At 60.0% G+C, this 24,614-nt stretch carries 16 protein-coding genes and 1 tRNA gene; 7 read left to right on the top strand and 10 right to left on the bottom strand.

Going from position 1 to position 24,614, the window contains the following annotated elements; translation table 11 throughout:
• Nucleotides 1-31: 31 nt before the first annotated feature.
• Together PMW67_RS00085 and PMW67_RS00080 are read right to left on the bottom strand one after the other, a co-directional pair.
• Nucleotides 32-2,344, bottom strand: a complete 2,313-nt coding sequence (locus PMW67_RS00085; protein WP_271738450.1) for a DUF4012 domain-containing protein — start codon at nucleotides 2,342-2,344, stop codon at nucleotides 32-34.
• Nucleotides 2,345-2,493: 149 nt separating this feature from the next.
• On the bottom strand, nucleotides 2,494-3,516 hold the full coding sequence (locus tag PMW67_RS00080; RefSeq protein ID WP_271738449.1) for a DMT family transporter: 1,023 nt from the start codon (nucleotides 3,514-3,516) through the stop codon (nucleotides 2,494-2,496).
• Between the two features lie 289 nt (nucleotides 3,517-3,805).
• Here PMW67_RS00080 and PMW67_RS00075 point away from each other — a divergent pair.
• Nucleotides 3,806-3,880, top strand: a tRNA-Val gene (locus PMW67_RS00075).
• A gap of 390 nt (nucleotides 3,881-4,270) precedes the next feature.
• Complete coding sequence (locus PMW67_RS00070; protein WP_271738448.1) at nucleotides 4,271-4,957, top strand: DUF5710 domain-containing protein; 687 nt, start codon at nucleotides 4,271-4,273, stop codon at nucleotides 4,955-4,957.
• Between the two features lie 55 nt (nucleotides 4,958-5,012).
• On the opposite strand, the gene PMW67_RS00065 is transcribed toward PMW67_RS00070, so the two are convergent.
• Complete coding sequence (locus PMW67_RS00065) at nucleotides 5,013-6,518, bottom strand: Sau3AI family type II restriction endonuclease (protein ID WP_238022902.1); 1,506 nt, start codon at nucleotides 6,516-6,518, stop codon at nucleotides 5,013-5,015.
• A 140-nt stretch (nucleotides 6,519-6,658) separates the two neighbouring features.
• On the opposite strand from PMW67_RS00065, the gene dcm reads away from it, so the two are divergent.
• Nucleotides 6,659-7,921, top strand: coding sequence for a DNA (cytosine-5-)-methyltransferase (gene dcm, locus PMW67_RS00060; RefSeq protein ID WP_271738447.1), 1,263 nt, complete (start codon nucleotides 6,659-6,661; stop codon nucleotides 7,919-7,921).
• Between the two features lie 125 nt (nucleotides 7,922-8,046).
• Nucleotides 8,047-8,538, top strand: coding sequence for a hypothetical protein (locus PMW67_RS00055; RefSeq protein WP_195543794.1), 492 nt, complete (start codon nucleotides 8,047-8,049; stop codon nucleotides 8,536-8,538).
• A 100-nt stretch (nucleotides 8,539-8,638) separates the two neighbouring features.
• Here PMW67_RS00055 and PMW67_RS00050 read toward each other — a convergent pair whose 3' ends face one another.
• Complete coding sequence (locus PMW67_RS00050) at nucleotides 8,639-10,105, bottom strand: ATP-binding protein (protein ID WP_271738446.1); 1,467 nt, start codon at nucleotides 10,103-10,105, stop codon at nucleotides 8,639-8,641.
• A gap of 501 nt (nucleotides 10,106-10,606) precedes the next feature.
• Here PMW67_RS00050 and PMW67_RS00045 point away from each other — a divergent pair.
• Nucleotides 10,607-13,639, top strand: a complete 3,033-nt coding sequence (locus PMW67_RS00045) for an insulinase family protein (protein WP_271738445.1) — start codon at nucleotides 10,607-10,609, stop codon at nucleotides 13,637-13,639.
• Between the two features lie 319 nt (nucleotides 13,640-13,958).
• Here the strand turns inward: PMW67_RS00045 and PMW67_RS00040 are convergent, their stop codons facing one another.
• Nucleotides 13,959-15,614, bottom strand: coding sequence for a zinc-ribbon domain-containing protein (locus tag PMW67_RS00040; RefSeq protein ID WP_271738444.1), 1,656 nt, complete (start codon nucleotides 15,612-15,614; stop codon nucleotides 13,959-13,961).
• A 210-nt stretch (nucleotides 15,615-15,824) separates the two neighbouring features.
• Here PMW67_RS00040 and PMW67_RS00035 point away from each other — a divergent pair, with 210 nt between their 5' ends.
• Complete coding sequence (locus PMW67_RS00035) at nucleotides 15,825-16,421, top strand: 5-formyltetrahydrofolate cyclo-ligase (protein WP_271738443.1); 597 nt, start codon at nucleotides 15,825-15,827, stop codon at nucleotides 16,419-16,421.
• A 167-nt stretch (nucleotides 16,422-16,588) separates the two neighbouring features.
• Here PMW67_RS00035 and PMW67_RS00030 read toward each other — a convergent pair whose 3' ends face one another.
• Both PMW67_RS00030 and metA read right to left on the bottom strand, forming a co-directional pair.
• Nucleotides 16,589-17,551 carry a hypothetical protein gene (locus PMW67_RS00030; protein ID WP_271738442.1) on the bottom strand — a complete coding sequence of 321 codons (963 nt, stop codon included), beginning with the start codon at nucleotides 17,549-17,551 and terminating at the stop codon, nucleotides 16,589-16,591.
• A gap of 461 nt (nucleotides 17,552-18,012) precedes the next feature.
• Nucleotides 18,013-18,939, bottom strand: coding sequence for a homoserine O-acetyltransferase MetA (gene metA / locus PMW67_RS00025; protein ID WP_117773265.1), 927 nt, complete (start codon nucleotides 18,937-18,939; stop codon nucleotides 18,013-18,015).
• A 211-nt stretch (nucleotides 18,940-19,150) separates the two neighbouring features.
• On the opposite strand from metA, the gene PMW67_RS00020 reads away from it, so the two are divergent.
• Nucleotides 19,151-20,128 (top strand): L-lactate dehydrogenase, encoded by a 978-nt coding sequence (locus PMW67_RS00020; protein ID WP_271738441.1) that lies wholly within the window; start codon nucleotides 19,151-19,153, stop codon nucleotides 20,126-20,128.
• A 378-nt stretch (nucleotides 20,129-20,506) separates the two neighbouring features.
• On the opposite strand, the gene PMW67_RS00015 is transcribed toward PMW67_RS00020, so the two are convergent.
• The 3 genes from PMW67_RS00015 to PMW67_RS00005 all read right to left on the bottom strand — a co-directional run bounded on the left by PMW67_RS00015 (nucleotide 20,507) and on the right by PMW67_RS00005 (nucleotide 24,357).
• Nucleotides 20,507-21,475 (bottom strand): SIS domain-containing protein, encoded by a 969-nt coding sequence (locus PMW67_RS00015; RefSeq protein ID WP_271738440.1) that lies wholly within the window; start codon nucleotides 21,473-21,475, stop codon nucleotides 20,507-20,509.
• 144 nt (nucleotides 21,476-21,619) lie between these two features.
• Nucleotides 21,620-22,375, bottom strand: a complete 756-nt coding sequence (locus tag PMW67_RS00010; protein ID WP_271738439.1) for a GntR family transcriptional regulator — start codon at nucleotides 22,373-22,375, stop codon at nucleotides 21,620-21,622.
• Nucleotides 22,376-22,377: 2 nt separating this feature from the next.
• Nucleotides 22,378-24,357 (bottom strand): RecQ family ATP-dependent DNA helicase, encoded by a 1,980-nt coding sequence (locus tag PMW67_RS00005; RefSeq protein ID WP_271738438.1) that lies wholly within the window; start codon nucleotides 24,355-24,357, stop codon nucleotides 22,378-22,380.
• Between the last annotated feature and the right edge of the window lie 257 nt (nucleotides 24,358-24,614).

The raw sequence follows: 24,614 nt of genomic DNA, 5'->3' as shown, positions 1-24,614 counted from the left end.
GTACTCGATTATCTGCGCTACCAGAAAAACCCTACGCCGACGCGCTGTCGCGAGCCGCCTGGCATGTAGGAGTCTGACGCAGCGTAAGCGGCTTGTCCCCCGCCTCGGCCGACGTGGTCAGCGTATACGTGATCGTCGTCGTCTCGCCAGCATGCAGGTCAACGGTGCCCGAATAGAAGGGGATTCCATGCCACGTAGCGGCGCCAAGACTAAACTGGGTGCCCTCGACGGTCAGATCAGTAATGTTGCCGCCCGTCGGGGCAAACAACGAGACATTCAGACGCTCGTCGTCACGCGCGGCATCGGGTGCGCTCGCCGCAACGTAGTCGGGCAGCTTGCCTGCCTCCTCCTGCGTCATGATGTTCGTCAGAGTAACGGTGATGCGATACGAGCACGTGCCGTCGCCGTTCTTGATGCCCTGGCCGATCTGCGTGTCGGCGTTCAGATACCAGTCGAGCTTGGAGAAGCTCAGGTTGTTAAAGTAAACGCCGGCAACGGGATCGGCACTCGGATCATCCGGATCGGGCAGCGAAGCGTCAATACCCGTCTCTTTGATGGCATTCTGCCCATCATCGTTTCTCATCCAAGCAATCAGACGGCCCTCTTCGGCACCGCGCTCGAATGCACTGACAAGCTTTGTAACGTCGACGTCACCGATGCCACCGAGAATCTTGTCGAAGGCGGCGCTGGCAACAGCCGCAAAGATGCCGTCCGATTCCTCGACCGGATAGTTCCAATACACATCGTGCATGAGAACCTTCGCCGCGTTGGTACCGTCGACGACCGTACCATCAGGCAGCGAGACATTACCGACAAGGCCCAGCAGGTACTGCAAGAACACCGGATCGATGCCGACGACGCCATCAACGTCCTGCCCATACTGGGACTTCCACAGCGCGGCGACACGCTGCGAGTTGCGGGGCCAATCAGGCGAATAGGTATTGCCCGAGTTGTACAGGTTGCTGTGGTTGCCGAACAGCGCCTCATCCTCTTCGTCGACGCTCTCGACTGCCTCATCCTCGCTGAGTCCAATGCGGGGAACAAACTCGCCAATCGACATCTGGCCGTCGGTGACCGAAATCAGGCCCTGCGAACCGCCAAAGCCGCCGCAGGCACGAATCTCGACGTTGTTCATGGCGTACACAAGGTAGTTGCGCGTCTGGCCGTTGGCGCCGAGCATCTGGGGAAGGACGGGGGCGACCTTCTCCGCCGCGTCAACCGCACCGTTGAGGGTGGCAAAGCCGTCCTTGGCCTTATCGACCAGCTCGGTCACCTGGGAAATATGAGTATCGCCAATACCCTGGATCTTCTCGTTGGCGCTCTTGAACACCTTGGAGCTATCGGAAAGCGAATCGGCAACGGCCTGTAGCGCGGACACGTTAATCATGCCGTCCTGGAACAGCTTGCCGGGCGTAGCCTGCGAGAGGTTGTCGGCCATGGGAACCAGCGCATTGCTCGAGACATCGGACAGGGCGTCAATCATGGTGCGGGCCGCATTGATATCGCTGCCATACACCGGGATAAACGAAGCCGCCGCCCACAGCGGGCTCGAGGTCTCCGCCTTCATGCTGTCGCAGAGCTCATCGATCTCCTTCGCGTCGTCGGGCAGCGTCGAAAAATCGCCCGACGTGACCTTGTCCTTAAGGCCACCGACGATCTCGACAGCCTCCTTCGCTTCGCTCTTTACGGTCTTTGCCGAGTTAAGCAGCATAAAGCCGCTTGCGCCAAGCGCAACGAGAAGCACCGCGACTACAGCGGCAATAATGGCGCCGGTGTGACGCTTTTTGCGCTCGCCCTTGCGATGGCGATGACGGACCAGACCGTCAGAGGTCGAACTCGACGAAGCGTCGCTACCGTAGTTCAAGCCAAAATCGTAATAATCTTCCTTGGAACCCGAGCCCGCAAACTCGGCACCGCTATCATCCAGGCGGGCGAACGTGCCAGTCTCGGAGGCGCCGGTGTAAATCGTGCCAAGGTTACCCGTAAGCCCCGCGCCACCGGCAGAAGGAGTATTGTTGGCGGCCTTGCCGGCATTAACGTTGCCGGCAGCATTCGCGGCGTTGGCAGCACCTGCGTTGTTCGCAGGCACCGAAGGAGCCCCGCTCGGCTGCGACGCGGAGGTTGCACCGCCCGCAAAGACATTCCCTTTTGCACGGCCGGTCTTTTTTGCCTTTTGAGACTGCTCGTACAGAGCGGTAAACATCGCCGTCTCGCCCGGGGACACGCGCTTACCGGAACCGCCCTGTCCAGCGCCGCCCGGCGTGCCGGCCTTACCAGCCCCGTTCGGACGCGGCGGAACTGCAGGACGGCCGCTATCGCTGCCCTTAAAGTGATTACCAGCCATAAAGAAATCCTCGCAATTGAGTCGCAATGAAAAAGTCCATAACGTTGCTAGTTTATGGCATTTTGAGCATCGACAGCTAAACTCCAGACACGGACATCAATTGGCGAAAATGCGGCACAACACCTTTTCTGTCTTGGCGGCGGCGCTAGCTACACCGTAAGGAACATCATCACGATGATCATGACAAAGCCGATAAGGTCGGTCGGCAAAAACACCGTCCCCAGCATAACGGCGCTGGTGATGGTCGCCGAAACCGGCTCCACAGTTCCGATGAGGCTCGCACGTACCGAGCCGATGTCCTTAACGCCCTGCATATAGAGCATGTAAGCAAAAAACGAGCCGATAACCACGAACACCGCGAGCGCCTCGACGCCGGCAGCGTCGAGCGCCGGCATATGCGCCCAGGGCTGCACGAAGAAGCACGAGACCACGCCCGCCGTGAGCATTGCCGAACCCGTGACGATGGGGCTGCCGTATTCGGGCAGGATCTTGGCGGGAATCACCGCCATACACGCGGCGCTGACCGCACACATAAGACCTGCTGCCAGGCCAAGCGGCGAAATATTCAGGCTGGTGGGGTCACCGCCGGTGGCGATTAAAAAGGTTCCACCCAGAGCCAGGCCAATGCCGATGACTTCGCGAGTACGCGGCATGCGGCGATCGATCACGCAGGTGTAGCCCATGATGATAACGAGCTGCAGGCACTGGAGCACCGTCGCGGTTCCGGCGTTCGTCAGGCGCACGGCCGAAAGATAGCAAAACTGGTTGAACAGCAGGCCAAAGGCGGTAAAGAGCAGCAGCTGCTTGCGATCGGCGGGTGTGGTCCAGAGCTTAATCAGGCGCTCGCGGTCGCGCGTAACAACCACGGCCATAAAGAGTAGACCGGCGAGAATCTGACGCACGCTCATAAGCCACAAGGTGTCGACGTGGTAGGTATCGAACAGAAAGCTCGCGCTGGTGCCCGAGAAGCCCCAAAACGAACCGCCCACCAGCGTAGCCAAGACGCCCGTGATCATCTTGCGCGACGACGCATCGTTAAGGCGCTCGCGCCAGGCGCGGCGGGTGCTACGGCTGAGCTCGTCGATGCCCTCGGGCACATCAATGTTCGATATATCGGTCATCGGCACCGAAGCCCCTGCGCCTTCGACCTGCTCGACACACTCTTTGCTCATTCCACTCCCCCGAAACAGCCTGGAAACAATTCGGCTTACCTTACCACGGCGAAGTCACCAGCTGGAGGCTTGTCCGCTTATCGGTAGGACAATTCCGCAGGCGTCTTTCCATAGCTCGATACCGCAATGGCCTTGCATTATGCGACAGCCAAATCGCGGCAGCAGGCTCTTTTGAAATGGATGCGACAAAGCCCCCGAATTCCACAATGTAAGCGATTTTTAAAAATGTTCTTGCCACCGAGTTCAGGCTCCGTTATATTATCCCTTGCGCGCTTGCGCACCCTTGATCGGGCGTTTAGCTCAGGGGGAGAGCGCTTCCCTGACACGGAAGAGGTCAGAAGTTCAAATCTTCTAACGCCCACCAAATGTTCGCAGCTCAGAGGCTTCGCCTATGAGCTGTTTTGTTTTATGTCGCCAAATCCACTGGCAGCTCCAACCGTCATCGCAACGTAACATCAATTCACCTGACAAATAGCCGCCAAACAAATTCAATGCCCCAACATCAACAATAGCCAGGCACAAAACTGCGCCGCAAGCTGCTCCAACCGCCCTGCCCATGTACAAAACCGCGTCAGCGACCCAAGTGCCTATCCCGGCTGACTCCGTAGTCAATCAAAACCGCCCCAATAGCCACCGAGGCCGAGACCAACACGTCTCGAACCCATCCGCACCGCAACTTCTCAGCAAAACGCCGCGATGTCTGTGCCCTGCGGTATCCTTGAGCCACTTGCACCTGCAGCACCAAGGAGCCGCCATGCGCACCGAGCTCGATGTCCCCTTTTCGCACAAAGAAGAAGCCAAGACGCTGGGCGCCAAATGGGACCGGATCAAGAAAATCTGGTATGTACCCAGCGGCGTCAACCCCGAGCCCTTTGCCGAGTGGCTGCCCGGTGTTGACCGATCCGACCCCTCAGCGCCGTATGTATATCTAGTACTGGGCAAGCGCGAGTGCTGGAAGTGTCACAAAGAGACTTCGGTCGCGGCCTTCGGCATTCCCTATCGAGCCGATAACGACGAAAGCATCGCCATCGCGCACGCGCCCAACGAAGCCGGGCACATTGCCATCAACACGGCCAACGCCAACGCACTCGCCATCGTGCCCGCTCTTGGCTGCGTGCCGGGCGAGATCCGCGACTACCTTCACAAGCGCTGCGGCTACAAGCCCGTAGGCGCGCGAGCCTCCAAAGCCCCGTCGCTCGGCAACACGTGCACCAGTTGCGACGCGCTGCAAGGCAGCCGCTATCTGTTCGAGGAGCCCTCGTCCCCGTTTGCCCTCACTGCCATCAACAAGCTGCCGGCACTGGAGTTTGTGCGCGTCGAAGTTGCCGGCGTCTTTGGCGTCCCGGCCGCGCGTACCGACTTTGACCAGGCGCTCTTTACCTGGGCACGCGACCATCACGCCGAGTTCCATAAGCAGCTTGGTGAGGGGATTTATTTGTAGGGGCAACATCGAGGTATCGAGGAGCAGGGGTTGATTGTTAAATAATCTCGAAACGCTACAGCCCCAGAATATGCTCCAGGTAGCCCTTGTTGAACCAGAACGATTGCTTCGTCATCCAGCGCCCGTCGGGCAGTTCGTAAGCATTCCTTGCGATGTCACCGATCTCTGTTCCATCGGCAAACTTGTAAGCCGCTTTTGACGTATGCGGGCGAACGTGAACAATTGGATTGTCCGCCATACCGGGCAGATTGTTAGTCACTTTGAGCTTTCCGCTCGCATCCCGATACGGATTGAGCTCAACGCCCTCACGTATTACCTTTCGCGTCTCATCCCAACAAGCTTTCGCTGGGCCTTCGATTTCGTTTTCTCCCATTGCCCAGAACAAACAACGATCGAGACGCAGCACGCCATCGTGGTCCTCACGGAACACAACGAAGAAAAAGCGATTGGTCTCAAGGCACGCATGAAGAGGCGACGTCTCCCAGTCTTCTTCAATCAAACGCTTGAACTCAAACGGTGGGAACGACATAGCCTGTTCGATGTGCCCCCTGTTGTTAACTCGAACAGTTCGGACGGAAATGCCTGCCTTGACGAATTCCTCGGCAGCATTGTTTTTGATTCCGAGCATACGATAAACGAGCGTTGTCCACTGCGCCTTATTGCCCGTGTACTCCAGTCCATACTGTTCGGCAATTTGACGATCGGTCTCACCGTAATGGCGCTCGATAAGTCCAGTTACGTAACTTTCGAAATCGATAGACTTGCCATCGTCCTGAACAATGCTCTCCCCGACTCGCGGAGCACCGAGGACATAAGTATGGAGCACATAGTCCATATACGAGCGCTTGAGGGAAAAGGCGCGACGCTTTGCGCGATGGCGCTCAATCTCGCCCGTATCGGTATTGAAGTATTCATAATACTGGTCCGCCCACATTGTGGCCTCAGTTGCGCCCTTCGTGCAAGCACCCAGATAAGTCGTCATGCCTTCTGAAAGCTCGTCCGCACGGCCATCCTGAATATAGGAAATGATCTTCTCGTAGTCGGCGCGAATGATTTTCATGTCCTCTTCGGGCAGACGAACCATGACCGCACGCTCAATGCGTTGGTCGTATTTATCGATGGAACGATCTCGGCCGTAGTAAATCAACAGGATATTGCTGAGCTTGGTCTTGAGGTGAGAACTGTCGTAGTCGAGCGAAACAGGTCGGTCATAAGGAATCATGGTCAGGACAAGGCGCTCGCCAGCAGACTTCCGGCCGTTCTTGAGCACATCAAAACACGTTGCCTTGAGCTCAACGCCCGCCTCGGGAAAGTCGGGGCGATCGTCACTATTGGCCTTGTAGCCAAAGTAACGTTCTTCGATAAGAGTGCCCATACCGCCTTTGTACTTCTTGGAGCCAAAGTCCTTGGGCGCACTCTCCCCCTCCGGAGCAATACCGAGCTCGAGAATATCGCGGAACGTCATGCCATCGAGATTGGCAGCATAGCGCTCAATACTTGAGGGGTCAGAAAAATCAGTATCGTCAAGCATGCGCTTGAAATCGAGGCGCTTCTTAGACACGGGATACCTCCGAAACTCGCAACTAACCTCATGGTAGTTCAGAGCAACTACTAACGCCCAGAAAATTGAGGTCTTGATTGTCCCCTCGATCGGTTATTGTTGTGACCACCATAACCGGACACAGCAGCGATTGGAGAAACGTGTCTGAGATTAATATTGCCGAGCTTTTTGCGGGCGTCGGTGGATTTCGTTTGGGTCTCGAAGGCTATGCCGACCCTCGCCATCCCGAGTTTTACATGAAGCCCGCCGGCCCCTTCCTCACCATTTGGGCCAATCAGTGGGAGCCGCCCGGAACCAAGGCGCGTCAGTTCGCGGCCCGTTGCTACATGGATCGCTTCGGCAATGATTCCGTCGTCAACGAAGACATCAATAAGGTCCTGGAGCAGGCCGAGGCGAAAGAAATCGAAATCCCCGATGTCCAAATGGTTGTTGGCGGTTTCCCCTGCCAAGACTACTCTGTCGCGCGTCCGCTCAATCAGGCACACGGCATCGAGGGCAAGAAGGGCGTCCTTTGGTGGGACATCTATCACTTCCTCGAAATGAAGAAGCCCAAGTTCGGTCTCTTTGAGAACGTCGACCGCCTGCTCAAGTCGCCCGCGTCTCAACGCGGTCGCGACTTCGCCATCATCCTAAGCTGTCTTGCCGACCTCGACTACACGGTCGAATGGCGCGTGGTCAACTCTGCCGAATACGGTTTCCCCCAGCGTCGCAAGCGTGTTTATATCTTCTGCGAAAAGGACGCTGGCAAGGTTGATCTCGTTAATCGCATGCACAACGGCGTCATGGCTAAAGCCTTCCCCGCCATCTATCCCGACGAGATGTCCGAGCTCGACGTTTTGCCCGACCCCTACGAGAACTCAACTCGTTTTGGCGTCGGCCAAAAGACCTCTCAATTCAAGAATGCTGGCGTCATGCAGGGCTGTCATGTTCTGACCTGCGACTTTGCCGAGGACTATCACGGTGAGCGCCACGTGCTTGGCGACGTGCTTGTCGACGAGGCTGATGTCCCGGAGCAGTTCTACATCTCCGACGAAAAGCTTCCCGACTGGCGCTACCTTAAGGGCAGCAAGCGCGAAGAGCGCACTAACAAAAAGACAGGCTTTACGTACACGTATTCCGAGGGAGCCATGAGCTTCCCGGATGCCACCGACAAGCCGAGCCGCACCATCCTCACAGGAGAAGGCGGCACGGGAGCGAGCCGCTTCAAGCACGTCATCGAATGTCCCGATGGCCGTTTCCGCCGTCTTGTTCCCGACGAGCTCGATCAGCTTCAGGGATTCCCGAAAGGTTGGACCGATACGGGCATGACCGACGGCCATCGGGCCTTCTGCATGGGCAACGCACTCGTCACCGGCGTGCCCCATCGCATTGGCGAAGCTATGGTCGAAGTGTACGGCCTCTAAGGCAAGCAATCCGGAGCCGGCAGTTCACGCTGTCGACTCCGTTTTTCCACCCCACTTCCCCGTATACTGATGTAACACGTGTTTCATCCGGGCTTGTTGGGCCGGATTGTTCATGGGAGGGTCTTATGGCTGCTTCGAATCCGCCTAAGGGGAGCGTTTCTTCTTCGTCCATCAAGCCGGTGACGCGCAAGGCCGTGCGCTGCCAGCGCGAGGTCGCCTGGCTTGTCACGCAGGCAGCGGGCAGGCTTGTGGCGACCACTCAGGACGTCAATGCGCCTACGCCGAGCTTTGTGTTAGCGGCGGCGCTGGATTTTGTGCGCCAATTGGAGCTTGCCGAACAGGATGCCAACGGCCACCTCGACTACCAGAATGTTATGGCGCCCGACCTGCAAACGTTCTGCCACATGGCCAAGTTGCCCGCCGCGCCCAATGCACTTTCGGACGCAGGCTACATGTTTACGCTTTCGGGCGCGGACCTTATCCGCGACATCTATGCATACTGCAGCGAACTCGCCGAGCGCCACGTCTTTGACGCGGCAGAAGTCAAACCGGGATATGTCATCAAGCTGGTTCTTAGGCTGTTCTTGATGGACGGGTTCGGGGCCATGCCGGCGTAAGCCGAGTCTTCAGCATCACCGTCGACTGAGCAACAACCGCTTTACCTTAGTGGGCGCCAATTGAGGGTCGATTATTGGGTCGCCTCGTCCACTAACGCATTTATTCCACGCGCTCTGACAGTCGATACTTGCGGTTGCGGCTCGTCGCCGGCGCCGTGGGCTCAAGCTCGCCTTGAGCAATGAGCGCGTTGACGCGCGACCTAACCTGGGAAATTGTAAGCCCCGTGCGTTCTGCCAGCTCACGCGTCCCCAGCTCGCCGTAGTGTTTGAGTGCCGTCACAATTAAGCCCCCGCCATGATCGACCGGCTCGATCTTTGAACGGTAAAGTACGACCTTGAACCGATCGAACCCCGGGCAGAACAGGGGCTCGGCCAGACCATGCGCGCGCATGGCATCGATCATCATCGGGATGCCCGAGCCATTGCCCTCAGCCGGCGAACCTGCGCCATCCGGCAGCGGGACAATCGACATGAGTTTCACGAGCGTCGCGTTACGGCATCGGGAGCTGCCGTCAAACAAGTTCTCGCGAGTCTTTCCCCCGTAAAGGCCGCCAGGATTCGTCACCTCGACACGATCGTCAAAGACGTCGACGGCAATCGATTGTCCACAGAACCGATCCCCGTATTCTCGATGGATTACGGCGTTGGCGATTGCCTCGCGCAGAACCTCCTCGGGAATCTCCAGCGAGTCGACACGCGAGACGCCTTGGACGGTCGAGGTTCGCCGCAAATTCTTGGCGACGGCCGCGACAGCATCCGAGATCATCTCGCCCAACGTTCCCTCACAGATTGTGCGGTCCATGAACCTCAGCGACCCCGCCGTGCCTTTCCGGGTCCCCGCATAGACAGCCATGTCGATAAAGAGCTTGGGATAAAACTGCTGAGGGTAGGTGCCCGCAACTAGGAGTCCAGCCTTGGTGACATTGCCCTGGGAATCAAGGAAATTTAGGCGCTCCAGCTTCGTTTGTTTGTCCGGCGCGCCGCGCATCGCCCGGGGCGTCAACGAGAAAGCCCGATCTATCGTACGGTCGACCAGCGTCTCGTCGAGATCGTCCGCGCCCGCGCCCGCCACCGCGTCGCGATCGCTCGGAGTCGCTCGACCGTATGACGCCAATGCGAGCACCTCGGTCGACGAAAGCGAGACATCTTTGTCATCGATGCGTTTGTAGCTGCCACCTTGAGCGCCCCGCTCTATGACATAACAAGGCTTGCTCGACGGGTCGAGCTCCTCAATCGTGATGACCAGAACCACGGTGCCCTGGAGCTCCACGCGCTCAATGGTGTATTTGGGCGGATTGGCCAGCTTTCCGCGACCGCCGGCATCGCCCATGCCCGCCACGAATTGGTTGAGCACTTTCTCGGTCTCAAAGTTTGCAACTGGGACAAAACCCGCGCGCTCGCTCACTCCGAGTACGATGATGCCGCCGGCGGTGTTTGCGAAAGCGCTGACCGTTTCCCATACGTCGCGGGAAAGCGTCGTGGCGCTCTCCTTGACCTCGACGTTAAGATCGTCCGAGCCCATGCGCCTTAAAGACTCGAGCAGACCGGTCAGTTCGTTTTCGTTCATCTACACGTCCTTTCGCTCGGTTCTGCGAAGAATGCCGCGGATGGATTTCCTTCGTCTCTCAGTTATCTCTCGTAATTATCTCTCATCTTTCTGTTATCTCTCATATTAGAGATGAGTGAGAGATAAAAGATAAGATGTCTGCCATCTGTTTCATATAAACATGTTTTTGCTGGTAGAACAATCGGTATTGAGATAATACCATGATTGCTTGTCTCTTTGCTGCTCAGTTATCTCTCATATTTATCTCTCGTCTTTCTGTTATCTCTCGTATTAGTGACGAATGAGAGATGAGAGATACGTGGGTGATGGGCGAGCGAGGATTTTCGGACGGTCGGATATCGAGAGTGTCCAATTTTCCACGCTCGTGCGGCGGGCACGCGGGACCTATGCCCAATCCGCTGGCATCGTCGTCAGTTCGCCGCAGAGTCGCGGCCCCATATGGGTATACTCTCGAGGATTCGACTCGATTCGCCCCCGCTGGGGCGTCAAAGGAGACTGCATATGTCCACCACCTCAACCGACCCGCGCGCCGCAGCCGCCGCGCTGCTGGTGCCCGACGCCACCTGCCATGGCTTTACCGTCGAGCGCTGCGAGACCGTGCCCGAGCTCGACTCGGACGCTTACGTGCTGCGCCACACTGCCTCGGGCGCTCGCCTGCTGTACCTGGCGTGCGACGACGAAAACAAGGCCTTTGCCATTGGCTTTAAGACGCCTCCGGCCGATTCCACCGGCGTGTTCCATATTCTTGAGCACTCGGTGCTGTGCGGATCGGCCAAGTTTCCCGTCAAGGAGCCGTTTGTCGACCTGATCAAGAGTTCCATGCAGACGTTCCTCAACGCCATGACCTACCCCGACAAGACCATCTACCCCGTTGCCACCACCAACGAGCAGGATCTGTACAACCTGATGGACGTGTATCTGGACGCGGTGTTCAACCCGGCCATCTATACCAAACCCACCATTTTTGAGCAGGAGGGCTGGCACTACGAGCTGGACCTGCCGGAGGGCGTCGAGGGCAAGGGCAGCTCCGCGAGCCTGCGCGAGGGCACGCTGCGCTATAACGGCGTGGTGTTCAACGAGATGAAGGGTGCGCTGTCCGACCCCATGAGCGTGCTGGACGATGCCGTCAACTCCGCGCTCTATCCCGACACCGCCTATGCGCACGAGAGCGGTGGCGACCCGCGCGCGATTCCCGCGCTCACCTACGAGCAGTTCCTGGACACGCACGCGCGCCACTACAATCCTTCCAACTCTTATATAACGCTCTACGGCGACCTGGATGTGGACCGCGCGCTGGCGTTTTTGGACGAGCGCTATCTGTCGCAGCCGAGCGCTGCGAGCCGCCGCATGGACGCCGCCGTTGCCGCCGGCGAGGACCCGTCCGCGCTGGCACCCAATCCACTGGGCGCGCAGGCACCCGTGACCTGCGAGTACAAGCGCATCGAGATGGCCACCACGCCCGAGAACGCCCTGGTGGGCCTGGGCCTGGTGCTGGGCAGTGCGCTCGATCGCAAGCGCACGATCGCAGCAGATATCCTGTTCGAGGCACTGCTGGGTTCCAACGAGGCACCGGTTAAGAAGGCCATCCTGGCGGCAGGCCTGGGCGGCAACGTGGTGAGCTACACCGCGGCCGAGAGTCTGCAGCCCTACGAGCTCATCATGCTGCAAAATGCGCAGCCCGGCGTGGCATGTGAGCTACGCCGCGTGTTCCAGGACGCCTGCCGCGACCTGTGTGAGCACGGCGTTCCGCGCGAGCGCCTGGAGGCCATCATCAGCAGCAACGAATACGACCTTCGCCAGCGCGACTACGGTATCGCCGACGGCGTGGCTATTGCGTGCGACGCGCTGAGCACGTGGCTCTACGATGACGACGCTGCGACGCTGGCGCTCAAGTATGGCCCGGTGTACGAGGAGCTGCGCGGCGAGCTGAACGGTAGCTACTTTGAGGACCTGCTGCGCGAGCTGGTGCTGGAAAACGACCACATGGCACTGGTCGAGCTGGTGCCGGTGGACGCCGCCGAGGGTTCGGAGGGTGCCGAGGCCGCCGAGCTGGCAGCCAAGCGCGATGCCATGACCGATGCCGAGCTGACCGACGTGGTCGAGCGCACGGCCGCGCTGCGTGCCGCGCAGGAGGCGGAAGATACACCCGAGGCCAAGGCCACGCTGCCGCGCCTGCGCGTGTCCGACATTGGCGAGGCGCGCCCCGAGCCGCCACTGATCGTGGACACGACCGTGCCCATCCCCTGCCTGCGCCACGGCATCCCCACCAACCGTCTGGCCTACGCCATGCAGTATTTCGACCTGAACTGCGTCGCGTTTGAGGACCTGCCCTATGTGACACTGCTCTGCCGCCTGCTTAAGCAGCTGCCCACGCGCGAGCACTCGGCCGAGGAACTCGACAACTTGCTCGCTGGCAAGCTCGGCTTTTTGAGCTTTACGACCGAGGTCATGACGCAGCCCGAAGTGGACGGCGTGCGCCCCTACCTGCTGGTGAGCGCCGGCGCCCTGTCCGAGAAGATCGATGCGCTGGCGAGTCTGCCGCGCGAGGTATGGTCGAGCACGCTTTTGGCAGATGCCGACGCCGACCGCGTGCGCGACGTGCTCACACAGATTCGCATTGGGCTTGAGCAGGGCTTTATCAACAACGGCCACTCGGCGGCGCTCGGTCGCGCGATGAGCTACAGCTCGCCTTCGGCCGTGGTGCGCGAGCAGCTTTCGGGCGTGGACTTCTATCTGTTCCTGCGCGACCTGCTCGACCACTTTGACGAGCGCCTGGACGGCCTGCGCGCCAAGCTTACCGAGCTGGCAGGCCGCATCTTTGTGGCCGACGGCTGCATGGCGAGCTTTACCGGCAGCGACGAGGACTTTGACGCGTACTGGGATGCCGCGGGCGACCTGGGGCTGGGTGCGGGCGATGGTGCCGACCGCGGCGCGCTCGCGGTGCCGACGCCGTGCGACCGCCACGAGGCTTTCGTGATCCCCAGCGACATCTGCTTTGCCGCGCGTGCGTGCGATCCGCGTCGCCTGGGCATTGACGTGACAGGCGCTTGGGCCGTGGCTGCCAACGCGCTCTCCTACGATTACCTGTGGAACGAGATTCGCGTGAAGGGCGGTGCGTACGGCTGCGGATTCCGCGCAGCCGGCGAGCGCCAGACGGCGTTCTACACCTACCGCGACCCGGCAATCGACCCCTCGATTGAGCGCGTGGAACGCGCGGGCGAATGGCTCGGCAGCTTTGAGCCCGACGAGGCCGCCTTTGAGGGCTTTATCGTGAGCTGCGTGAGCGGCATGGACGCGCCGGTGAAGCCGTACGCGCTCACCAAGCGCCGCAACACGACCTACCTGGCTGGGCTCGATCCGCACGCACGCGAGGAGCGCCGCGCCCAGATGCTCGCTGCCACGCCCGGTGAGCTGCGCACGCTCGGCGCCGACGTGACGCGCATCGCAGCCGAGTCGCCCACCTGCGTCTTTGGCGGCCGAGACGTCATCGCCAAGAGCAACGCCGGCTTTAACGTCATCGACCTGCTGGGCTAACGCTCCAAGGTAGATTTTTGGGACATGCCTAAAAATCTACCTTTTTCTTTTGCCGCGGACGGGGCAGGCGATCTGACTTCGGCCCGCCCCGTCCCACCAGTTTGTCTCAATCTGTAACACCTAGACGAAGATATCGGTCCCAGATGTTACAGATTGAGACGTTTCCGAATGCACCGGCTCTTTGTCTCGATCTGTAACAGCTAGGTCCATTTATGCCGAGTTACTGTTACAGATCGAGACAAACCGCCGCAGATGCCCGCCCTTCAGCAAAAACCACCACAAAGGGGCCAGGCACCTTTGTGGTGGTTTAGGTCGGACGTTACTTGTGGAAGGGATCGAGCGTCGCCTTTAGAGGGTCGAGTCGATACAGGCTCACAAAGCGCTCCTTGCGGGACGAAGACGTGTTGACCCAGCTGCCGTTGCAGACGTCGTACTTCGAATCCAGGCGAATCCACTCCTCCGGTTTATTCTTCTCGCTCTTATTACAGAAGTAACGCTGGTACTCGACCTCGTGCTCAAACTCAAACTCGTCGTCCGAATCACCATCGGCGTACTCGTCGACCGCCGTCAGATTGCCGTGCTCGTCGTAATAGAACTCCGCATACCCGTCGCGCATGGAATCAATCCGGTCGAGCTTGCCGCCACTGTACGAGTAATTAACCGTGGAAAACGAACTCAGTGAACCGTAATCGTTGCCGTGCGTGTCATAGGCCACGGGCGAGATGCGCGAAATGTTTCCGTCCTTGTCGTACTCGTAGTTGAGCGTGAGCGTCCACCTCGTGCCCACGGTGTCACCCTGGCAGTCCGTCGTAAAGGACGTCACGCGGCCGCTGTCATATCCGTACGAATAGACGACCGTGCGAGGATTACCTGGGTTGACCTCGGTATCGGACACCAGGTTACCGCCCTCGTAGACATACGTACTCGAGCTCTCGCCGTAGCCCGCATTGGTCGTCTTGTTGACCAGGTTGCCGTCGGCATCGTAGGCGAACGTTGTGGAGGTCGATGCGTCACCAATGGCGGCGTCGCAATCGATACGCGTCAGGTTTCCGTCGGCGTCGTACGTGAACATGTTTTCATCTTCGTAGTCACCCGAGCGAACTTCCGCTATTTCCGAAATGCGATGCGACTCGTCGTGCTCGACGTCGTAGCCCATGCCACCACCCTGTTTGAGGCTGCTCGTATACCCCGTAACGTAGCCGTCCTCGTCGCGCTCAATCTCATACGTGCTGCCGTGCACACCGTCCTCGTCGGTACCCTCGTAGTACACCGGTAGCCACAACTCCTCGAGCTGCGTGTCCTTAATGCCGCTAACCTTCGTATCCTGCGGCAGTGCCAACGTGGCGAGCTTCTTTTTGCCCGAAAGATCGACGCTTTTGAGCTCCCCGGCATTTGAAAGGTCGAGCTTCTCGATGTTGTCGCAACCGTCCAGGTTAACGACGGTGACGTTGCTCGCCGAGTTAAGCTCGACAGTCTTAAGGTCGCCACAGCCCGAAAGGTCCAGGTTGACGAGCTTGTCGTCGCTGGACTCCACTGTAACGATATTGGGGAATGTCTTGCCCAAGCCCTGCGTCGACGTAACGCCATCCAGCTCGACCGATGCAACCGCTTTGGCCTCGTCGTGCGAGATACGGCCGTCGCCATTGGTGTCGTACTTGGTCGAAACAAGCGTGCGCATGCCGCTATCCGGAAAGGTCTTCTCGTCGATAGGCGTGGTCGCGATCTGCGTAAAGTAGAACAACGCACCGCCGCCGATGCCCGCCACCACGACAAGTGCCGCAGCGAGGGCGATGAGGGGCTTTTTGGAACGCTTGCGCGGCGTGGGCTGTTGCACGGGCACGTATTGCCCAGAAGCGGGCGCGGCAGGCTGGGGGTGCTGCGTGGCCGCGACCTGGTCGGGTGCTACGGGCGCGCCGCATACGGGGCAAAAGAGGGCCTCGTCGACAAGTGGCGTACCACACGAGCGACAAAACATGGCGGGCTCCTTTCGGTTCATTTCTTCCACCATGAAGGTAAACCCAAAGCCGCAGCCCTTGTTGCGCAACAAAGCCAAGTGGGAGCCAAACCGCCACAAAGGGAATAGGCACCTTTGTGGCGGTCTGGGGTAAATCCGTCGCGTTTGCCCAGATAAAACCTGCCAAAATAAACCTGTCCCTTTTTGGCAGGTTTGCTCGAGGAGGTCGGGATGGATAAGGTTGAGTTGCGGCGGGCGGTGATTGCCCGGCGCAACGCTCTTGATTTGGATGTGCGGGCGGCGAAGTCCGCCGCTATCTGCGCGCGGCTTGTTGAGCTGATGGAGTCCAGCGGCACTGCGGGCCAACGCACCGTTGCCGTCTATGCTGCGATGGGTTCCGAGGTCGACCCAGCCGCGTTTGCCGCTGCGGCTGCCAAACGCGGCTGGCGCGTGGCCTATCCGTGCATGTTCTCGGCAACAGATGCCATGGCTTGTGGCCAGCGCATGTGCATGCGGGCAGTCTCTGCCGGCGATGCGTCCGCGGCTCCGTTTATCGCCCACCCCACGCGGGCCTTCGCGGCCACGGCCATCGACAGCAGCCGTTTCCCTATCGTACCTGCCGAAGAACTCGACATAGTCGTCGTGCCGCTTGTAGCCTTCGACCGCGCCGGCGCACGCCTGGGCTACGGCGGCGGCTGCTATGACCGCTACCTGCCCATGCTCTCACCCGCATGTCAAATCATCGGCATCGCCTTTGACGAGCAGCGTGTCGACCACGTCCCCACCGACGCCCACGACCTGCCGCTACCCCACATCGTCAGCGCCTGATCGCCGCTGTTTCGCACCCGCAAGATGAGCGTGGAAAATCTCCCACTTTGGGCCCCCTTACGAGCCAAAAGCGGGAGATTATCCACGCTCATTCAACAAGCGTCCAGATTTCCACGCTCGTCCGTCTGATTTTCCACGCTCGTGCAGCCAAACGCCTTGCAACTGCCTCAGCACGCACGCGGCACGCCGGCGACCTTGAGCTTGCGATCGAGCTTTGTCGGATCCCTTAGATCATCCCAGCACAAGCGCACGATCTTGCAGTTATCAAGCAGCGAAAGCCTCGACTCGCGCTGACGCTCATCGAACTGCGCCTTTGCGAGCTTGCCCTCCTCCGCCGCTTTCTCGCTTTTAACGAATCCGTCGAACTCACCGATAATCAGCTGGTCGCCCACGCGCCACAAGTAGTCGACGCGATACGGCCGTCCCGGCTCAACCGGGTCGAACAGCTCAACTTGCAGCTCCGGCGTCTGCCAGCCGCGCTCGATCATCAGGGCACGTGCCTTGGACTCGCCACCGCTTTCCGACAGGCCATCGGCACACCGCGCAACCCTGCGCGCCATCACAACACCGCGACGATTCAGGCCAAGCTTATCGACCGTCTCAACGAGATGCTCCTTCGACAAAAGTTGCTCATGGAGTGCCGAATCCGCGATGATCAGTCCCTCGACAAACGATGCATCGACCAAGCAATCCGTAATCGTTTGATCGATATCGGTTACGGCGATATCCATCTGGGTGGCCCGTGTTTGACGAGCATAGCGATGACGAATGACCTGAGAGCCCGGCGTCGTCGATTGGGCCGGCATCGCGGCGATATGGATGTGCGTCAAATTGGCATGCGAAACCGAAAGGCCATAGATAACAGCCGCCGTATAGGAGCAAAATGTCCAGTCGGGGTGCTTTTGCGCAAGCGCCCGCACCCGATGCAGATAACGCTGCCGAAACTTGAGCTCGGACCAGTATTCCGGACGCGCATACAGCCCCGGCATGACCGCCTCTAGACTTCCCGCCCCCGCCCGCCGCTCAATCTGCTTTGCCTCCGCCGCCGTGCGCGCGTACACGCAGCTCATCTGCTGTTCGCACGCCTTAATGTGACTTGCAAGTCTTTGATTCGCCGTCATGTTTCCCATGTCGCCTCCCAACTCTTGGAACGGCGCAAACGTACCAGACGGTTTCATGCGAAGTCTGACCAAATACTGTCCGGGCGCTGACCAAATGCTTGACGGTTTTGGACGTTTTAGGCTGATGGCTTATATCTGCAGGTAGAAGCCTTGCCAAGAGATCCCTGTCTCCACATTTTGAGGCCTTGGTCCATTGGATTATCAGAAAGAAAAACCCGTCGAGATTCAAGACTACGACAAATGCGACTTTGCCTCTGCATGCACCGTCTCTTAGCCGAGCCATCGGCATCTACATGCCTAAAAAATGAGCGTGGATAATCTCCCGTTTTGAGCCTAGTTTCAAGCCAAAGGTGGGAGATTATCCACGCTCGATTTGTAAACGTCCGAAAATCCACGCTCGTGTGTCCGAAAATCCACGTTCATCACGCCGCGAGCACAGCAACGGCCGCAGCAGCAACCACAGCTACAGCCTAGTGCTCCTCGCCGGCGCGGGCCAGGTCGTAGGGCGTGGTCTGGTAGACGTAGTAGTTGAGCCAGTTGGTGTAGAGCAACTGAGCCTGGCTGCGCCAGACGTTGCGCGGCTCTGCGGTGGGGTCGTCGCCCGGGAAGTAATGCGCCGGCACCTGAGGGTTGAGGCCGCGCTTCACGTCGCGCTCGTACTCCAGGCGCAACGTGTCGGTATCGTACTCGGGATGGCCAAAGACAAAGAAGCGACGGCTGTCGGTCGACTTGACGATGTACAGGCCCACCTCGTCGGACACGGCCACGACCTCAAGCTGCGGCTCGGCCTCCACGTCCTCGCGGCGCACATCGGTGTTGCGCGAATGCACGGCATAGAAGCGGTCGTCGAAGCCGCGGACCAGCGGGCTTTGCGGCTTCACCAGATAATGCTCGAACACGCCGCTCGCCTTTGCCGGCAGGTCGTGCTTCTGGATACCGTAATGATGGTACAGGCCCGCCTGCGCGCCCCAACAAATGTGCAGCGTAGAGTGCACATGCGTGGTGGACCAATCCATGATCTGGCAGAGCTCGGGCCAGTAGTCGACCTCTTCGAACGGCATCTGTTCCACCGGCGCGCCCGTGATGATCAGGCCGTCGTAGTGGATGTCGCGGATGTCGTCGAACGTGCGGTAGAACGTCTCCAGGTGGCCGGCGCTTACGTGCGTGGCCTCGTGCGTCTTGGTGCGCAGCAGGTCCACCTCCACCTGCAGCGGCGTGTTGGAGAGCTTGCGCATGATTTGCGTCTCGGTGGCGATCTTGGTGGGCATGAGGTTGAGGATGAGCACGCGCAGCGGGCGGATGTCCTGGTGCAACGCGCGGTACTCGGTCATGACAAAGATGTTCTCGCTCTCGAGCTGCGCGGCGGCAGGGAGGGCGTCGGGAATGCGAATGGGCATGGATGCTCCTTACGAGTCAGTTGCAGCTATGGTACAACGAGCGGCCCCGTCCGCGCGAGCACATCGCCCAGCGATGCCGTCAGCGGCCCAAATCACTCCAAAAGTAGAGATTAAGGCATGTCCCGAAAATCTACGGCGCTTTAGCCTAGCAAAGTGACGGCAGGACGCTACAATGGTTCGACGCGAAAAACTCGGCCGGAAGGATACTCATATGTACCAGACGCGTAAGATCGGTGTGGTCGGCCAGGGCCACGTAGGAGCACATGTCGCCAACAGCCTGCTTATGCAGGGCATTGCCGACGAGCTGTACCTGTGTGATATCAACGAGGCCAAGGTGACGTCCGAGGTCCAGGACCTGCGCGACTCCCTTTCGTTTGTCCCGTATAACACCAAGATCGTCAACTGCTACGACCACTACGAGAAGCTGGCCTGCTGCGACGTCATCGTCAACGCCGCCGGCAAGGTCGCGCTGGCCGCCGGCAACCGCGACGGCGAGCTGTTCTTTACCACCGACGCCGCCCGCACCTTTGCCAAGCGCATCGTCGACGCCGGCTTTGACGGCATCTTCGTGAGCATCTCCAACCCCTGCGACGTCGTGTGCACCGAGCTGTGGCACCTGACCGGCTACGATCCCAAGAAGATCATCGGCTCGGGCTGCGGTCTGGACTCCGCCCGCCTGCGCACCGAAATCTCCAAGAAGGTCGGCGTGAGCCCCAAGTCCATCGACGCCTACATGATCGGCGAGCACGGCTTTAGCCAGCTGGCTGCCTTTAAGGCCGCGACCATCGCCGGCAAGAGTCTCAACGAGCTTCAGGCCGAGAACCCCGACAAGTACGCCTTTGACCACATGGAGGTCGAGGAGCTCGCGCGCAAGGGCGGCTATGTGACCTACCAGGGCAAGCAGTGCACCGAGTATGCCGTCGCCAACTCCGCCGCACGCGTCTGCGCCGCCGTGCTGCACAACGAGCACGCCGTACTTTCCGCCTCTACGCTTATGACCGGCCAGTATGGCGAGGAGGGCATCTTTACCTCCCTGCCGTGCGTAATCGGCGCCGAGGGCGTCGAGGAGGTCTACACGCTCGACCTGTCCGAGTACGAGCTCGAGGGCTTCCACAAGAGCTGCCAGCACATCCGCGACAACATCGCCCAGCTCGACTGGTGGGACGCTGAGGCCTACGACGCAAAGTAGGCCGCTGGCTGCCGCAACCTTGCGAATCTAAGCGCGATACTAAGCGGGCCGCGCCGGAAATCCCCGGCGCGGCCCGCTTTTTTGACTCACGCAGTGCCCTTGCGAATCGAAGGTGAATACTTTTCCGCGAAGTGAACGGGTAAAAATGAGCCCCCGAAGCATCGACACTTTTCAGACGCCGTTTCCTGCGGTTTTGCCGAGTTTTTCCTGCGGTTTTGCCGTCAAAAAGTGTGGATGCTTCGGGGGTCCAAAATAGGTCGTTCACTTCGCGGAAAAGTATTCACCTTCGTTTTCGCGCAGACACGAATCCGGCCGTCACAACGCAAAACGGAGCCCGCGCGCAGCGCAGACCCCGTCAAAAAAGATAATTCCCGGTACCTAGTACTGTTCGATGCCCATGTAGCGACGAACCTCGGGGCTGTGGTCGAAGACCTTGCCGCGGGCGGCGCGCAGCTCGCAGCTCATGTTGTAGAAGAAGATCGGCTCCAGGTACGAACGCACGCTGGCGGGCACCTCGCCCACGCCGTACTCGAGTGCATCGAGCACCATTACCGTATCGGTATGCGTGTTGAGGAACGCCAACGCGCGCTCCTCCATGGGGCGGCACTCGCCCGATCCGAGCTGCACAAAGTAGAACACGCCGGGCTCGGTGGCCTCGAAGGGGCCGTGGAAGTACTCGCCGGAGTGGATGTAGCAGCAGTGCTGCCACTGCATCTCCATGAGCGAGCAGATGGCCATGGCATAGGTCTGGCTAAAGTTGGGGCCGGAACCAAGGATATAGAAGAACTTGTGCTGCTGGCAGAGCTCGGCAAAGCGATCGCCCAGCTCGGCGTTGACCTTCTCGCGGGCGGCGGGCAGCAGCGCATCCATCTGCTTTAGGCCCTCGTACATGTCGGCGAGTGCCTCGTAGCCTTCCTGCTGGTCGAGCAGCTCGGCGGCGATCAGAGCGCCGATGCCCTGAGGCACCTCGGCCTGCGGCACGCCCTCGCCCCAGGGGTAGACCCAGGTGGTCCACTTGCCGTTGTCGATCTTGGAGCCCTCGCAGTCGGTGAGGGCAACGACCTCGGCACCGGCCGCCAGCGCCATCTCGCAGCCGTCGACGACCTCTTGCGTGTTGCCGCTGTGGCTGCAGGCAATAACGAGCGACTTCTCGCCAAGGCTCTTGGGGGCCATCAGGCAAAACTCGCGTGCCGTGTAGACCGTCGAGGTAAACGTGGTGGCCTCGCGCTTGAGCAGCTCGTTGGCCGGCATCAGGTCGATCATCGAACCGCCACAAGCAATCCAAAAGACGTTCTCAATCTTGCCCTTGCGCTCGATGATTTCCTGAACCAGATCATGTGCGTTCATCCTGATGTTCCTCCTTGTGGGGCGGCTTTGAGCGACGGCGGATCGTACCTGCTGTCGTTCTATGTTGTCCTATTTATAGCACGCACGATGACGCTCGTGAAGCCATTTCGCCAAACTTGTTCTATGTTGTTCTATCTGTGGATGTTAGATGTCGAACACGTAGCGCGAGCCCACAATCTTTTGACGCCCAAGCAGCAAGGGCCGCTCGTCCGCATCGGTAAAGTACGCCTCCATATAGAAGAGTGGCTCACCGACCGGGATCTCGAGCAGTGGCGCGACTTGAGCGTCGGCAAGCGCAATCTCCACGGTACAAGGGTCGGATTTGAGCGGCGCGCGGCCCGAATGCTCGGCAACGAGCGCAAAGATTGAGTTATCGGTGAGGTCCTCGTCGGCAAGCGTCTGCAGATAGGGATGGTCAGCCAGCACAAAGGCGTTGTTCTCGAGCATGACGGGCACGCCGTCTGCCGTGCGCACACGCTCGACCACGATGAGCTCGCAGCCGGGTTCCACCCCAAAAAACGCCGCGTCCTCGCGCGTCGCCGCAACCACCGTGCGCGACACCAGGCGTGCTCCGGCCACCATGTCGTTGGCAGCGCAACCCTCGGAAAAGCTCTGAACGTCACCCTTCTGGACAATCTTGCGCTTGAGCTTGGGCGCGCACACGAACGTGCCCCTCCCCTGCTGGCGGTTGAGATACCCCGCGCGCGACAGCTCCTCAATGGCGCGGCGCACGGTGACGCGTCCCACACCATAGGACTTAGCGAGCTCCATCTCGGAAGGAATGCGCGAGCCGGATGCGTACACGCCACGCGCGATCTCGCCCTTTAGGTCGTCCATAACCTGCTGGTACAGCGGAACGGCGGATACCTCAGTGCGCTCGGTTTTATCGTCGAATGCCATCGTTACGCTCCATCCCGTGCATGCTCGGACTCAAACTCTTCAATCGCCGCCATAAACTGCTCGCCAAAGGCGTCGGCCTTTTTCTCGCCAATGCCGTTGACCTGGATAAGCTCGTCGCGCGTCTGTGGACGCAGGCGGCACAGACCGCGCAGGGCCTTGTCGGAAAAGACCATATACGGCGCCATTTCCAGCTCGGTCGAGATCTCCTTGCGCAGGGCACGCAGGCGCTCGAACAACTCGGCATCGTCGCCAACACGCGGGCGCTGATCCAGCTCAGCCTCCTCACGCAGCAGATCGACGGCGCGGCGGGCGCGGGCCGAGGCCTTGCGCTTGGACGCACGACGCTTAACGGTAAAGGCGAACGCCTCGTCCTCGACCTCGCCGGCACGCGGACCCAGCCCCACGACCGGGTACTGCCCCTGCGAGGTGGCCAGATAACCGCGGCCGCACAGCTGGCCGATGATGTCCTTGATGCGCCCGACCGATTCGCTCGACAGCTCACCGTAGCCGCGGTCCTCGTCCAGATGCATCTGGCGAATGCGCTCGGTGTTGCCGCCATGGAGCACGTCGACGACCAGCGATTTGCCAAAGCGCATGGGGCGCGTGGCCACATAGCGCACGGCGGCGCGGGCCATATCGGTGACGTCCTCGACCTCGAACTGCGTGAGGCAGTTGCTGCAGTTGCCGCAGCCCTCGGCCTCGTCCGTGGCGGCGCTGCCCGTACCAGCCGCGGCATGCTCAGCCGCGGCCTCGTCGCCAAAGTAGCGCAGCATGTATTCGCGCAGGCAACCGGTGGTATTGCAGTAACCCTCCATCTGGCTGAGCAGACGATATCGATTCTGGAGCGCCCACGCGCGCTGCTCGTCGTCGAGCGCCTCATCGGCAGCATCGCCGCGGTCGATCAGAAAGCGGCGCATGCGAAAATCGTTGCCGTTCCACAGCAAGTAGCAGCTGGCCGGGTCGCCATCGCGGCCGGCGCGGCCCGCCTCCTGGTAGTAGGCTTCGATGCTCTCGGGCACGTTGTTGTGGATCACGTAGCGCACGTTGGGCTTGTCGATGCCCATGCCAAAGGCGTTGGTGGCAACCATCACCTGGATATCGTCGTCGATAAAGGCGCGCTGGCTTTGGCGACGGGCGTCGTTGCCCATGCCGGCATGGTAGCGGCCAACGCGAATGCCGCTGGGGCCCAGCGCCTCGGCAAGCTCGCCCGCCAGCGCATCGACCGTCTTGCGGGTCGAGCAATACACGATACCGCTCTCGCCCGAATGCGCGATCACATAGTCGCGCACCCACGCGGTCTTGGCCTTGTCGCCCATCTCCTCGCAACCAAAGTAGAGATTCTTGCGATCAAAACCCGTCACCACCGTCGCGGGGTTTTGCAGGCCGAGCATCTGCTGAATGTCCGCACGCACGCGCTCGGTCGCCGTGGCGGTAAACGCCGCCACGATCGGGCGCCGCGGCAACGAATCAATAAACTCGCGAATCTGCAGGTAAGCGGGACGGAAATCCTGGCCCCATTGGCTCACGCAGTGGGCCTCGTCAATGGCCACGAGCGGCACGCCAATGCCGCCGTCCGCCGCGGCTTCCTGCGCAAAGGCTAAAAAACGCGGCTCGAGCAAGCGCTCGGGCGCCACGTACATAAGCTGGTAGCGGCCCTCGCGCGCCCGCTTGAGCACGGTGTTTTGCTGGGGCGGAGTAAGACTGGAGTTGAGATAGCTGGGTCGCGCACCCGCCGCGAGCAACGCACGGGTCTGGTCCTCCATAAGCGACAGCAGCGGACTCACCACAAAGGTGATGCCGGGCAGCATGAGCGCGGGCACCTGGTAGCAAATGGACTTGCCGGCGCCCGTGGGCATAACACCCAGCGCATCACGACCGGCAAGGATCGCATCGACCATGCGGTCCTGTCCCGGGCGAAACGAGGTGTAGCCAAAATAGGCGCCGAGCGTGTCGAGCGCCATCTGCTGCATGCTATCGGTCATGGTTTCCTAACGTTCAAGTCATCTGCCGCCGATTATACGCCGCCACGCGGACAGCAGCACACGGCCGCCGCCCAGACTAGTCGTTTAAGAACGCCCCCAACGGCTAAGGAGTGTCCCCAGGTGCCGGCAGAAAAGGAACGTCCCCAAGTGCCGGCCCGGCAACGCCGATGTTTTGGCGCGGACAGACACTATGACCCAATCCGAGGGCACTAAAAAGATAGGAGCCCCCGCTCGTGACCGCGGGTCGGGGCTGCGAC

Origin of the sequence: Collinsella aerofaciens (assembly GCF_028209395.1) — a bacterium.
Classification (GTDB): Bacteria; Actinomycetota; Coriobacteriia; order Coriobacteriales; family Coriobacteriaceae; genus Collinsella; species Collinsella aerofaciens_AZ.
Note: the sequence above shows the minus strand (reverse complement) of the source record. Positions and strands in the feature narration are given on the sequence as shown.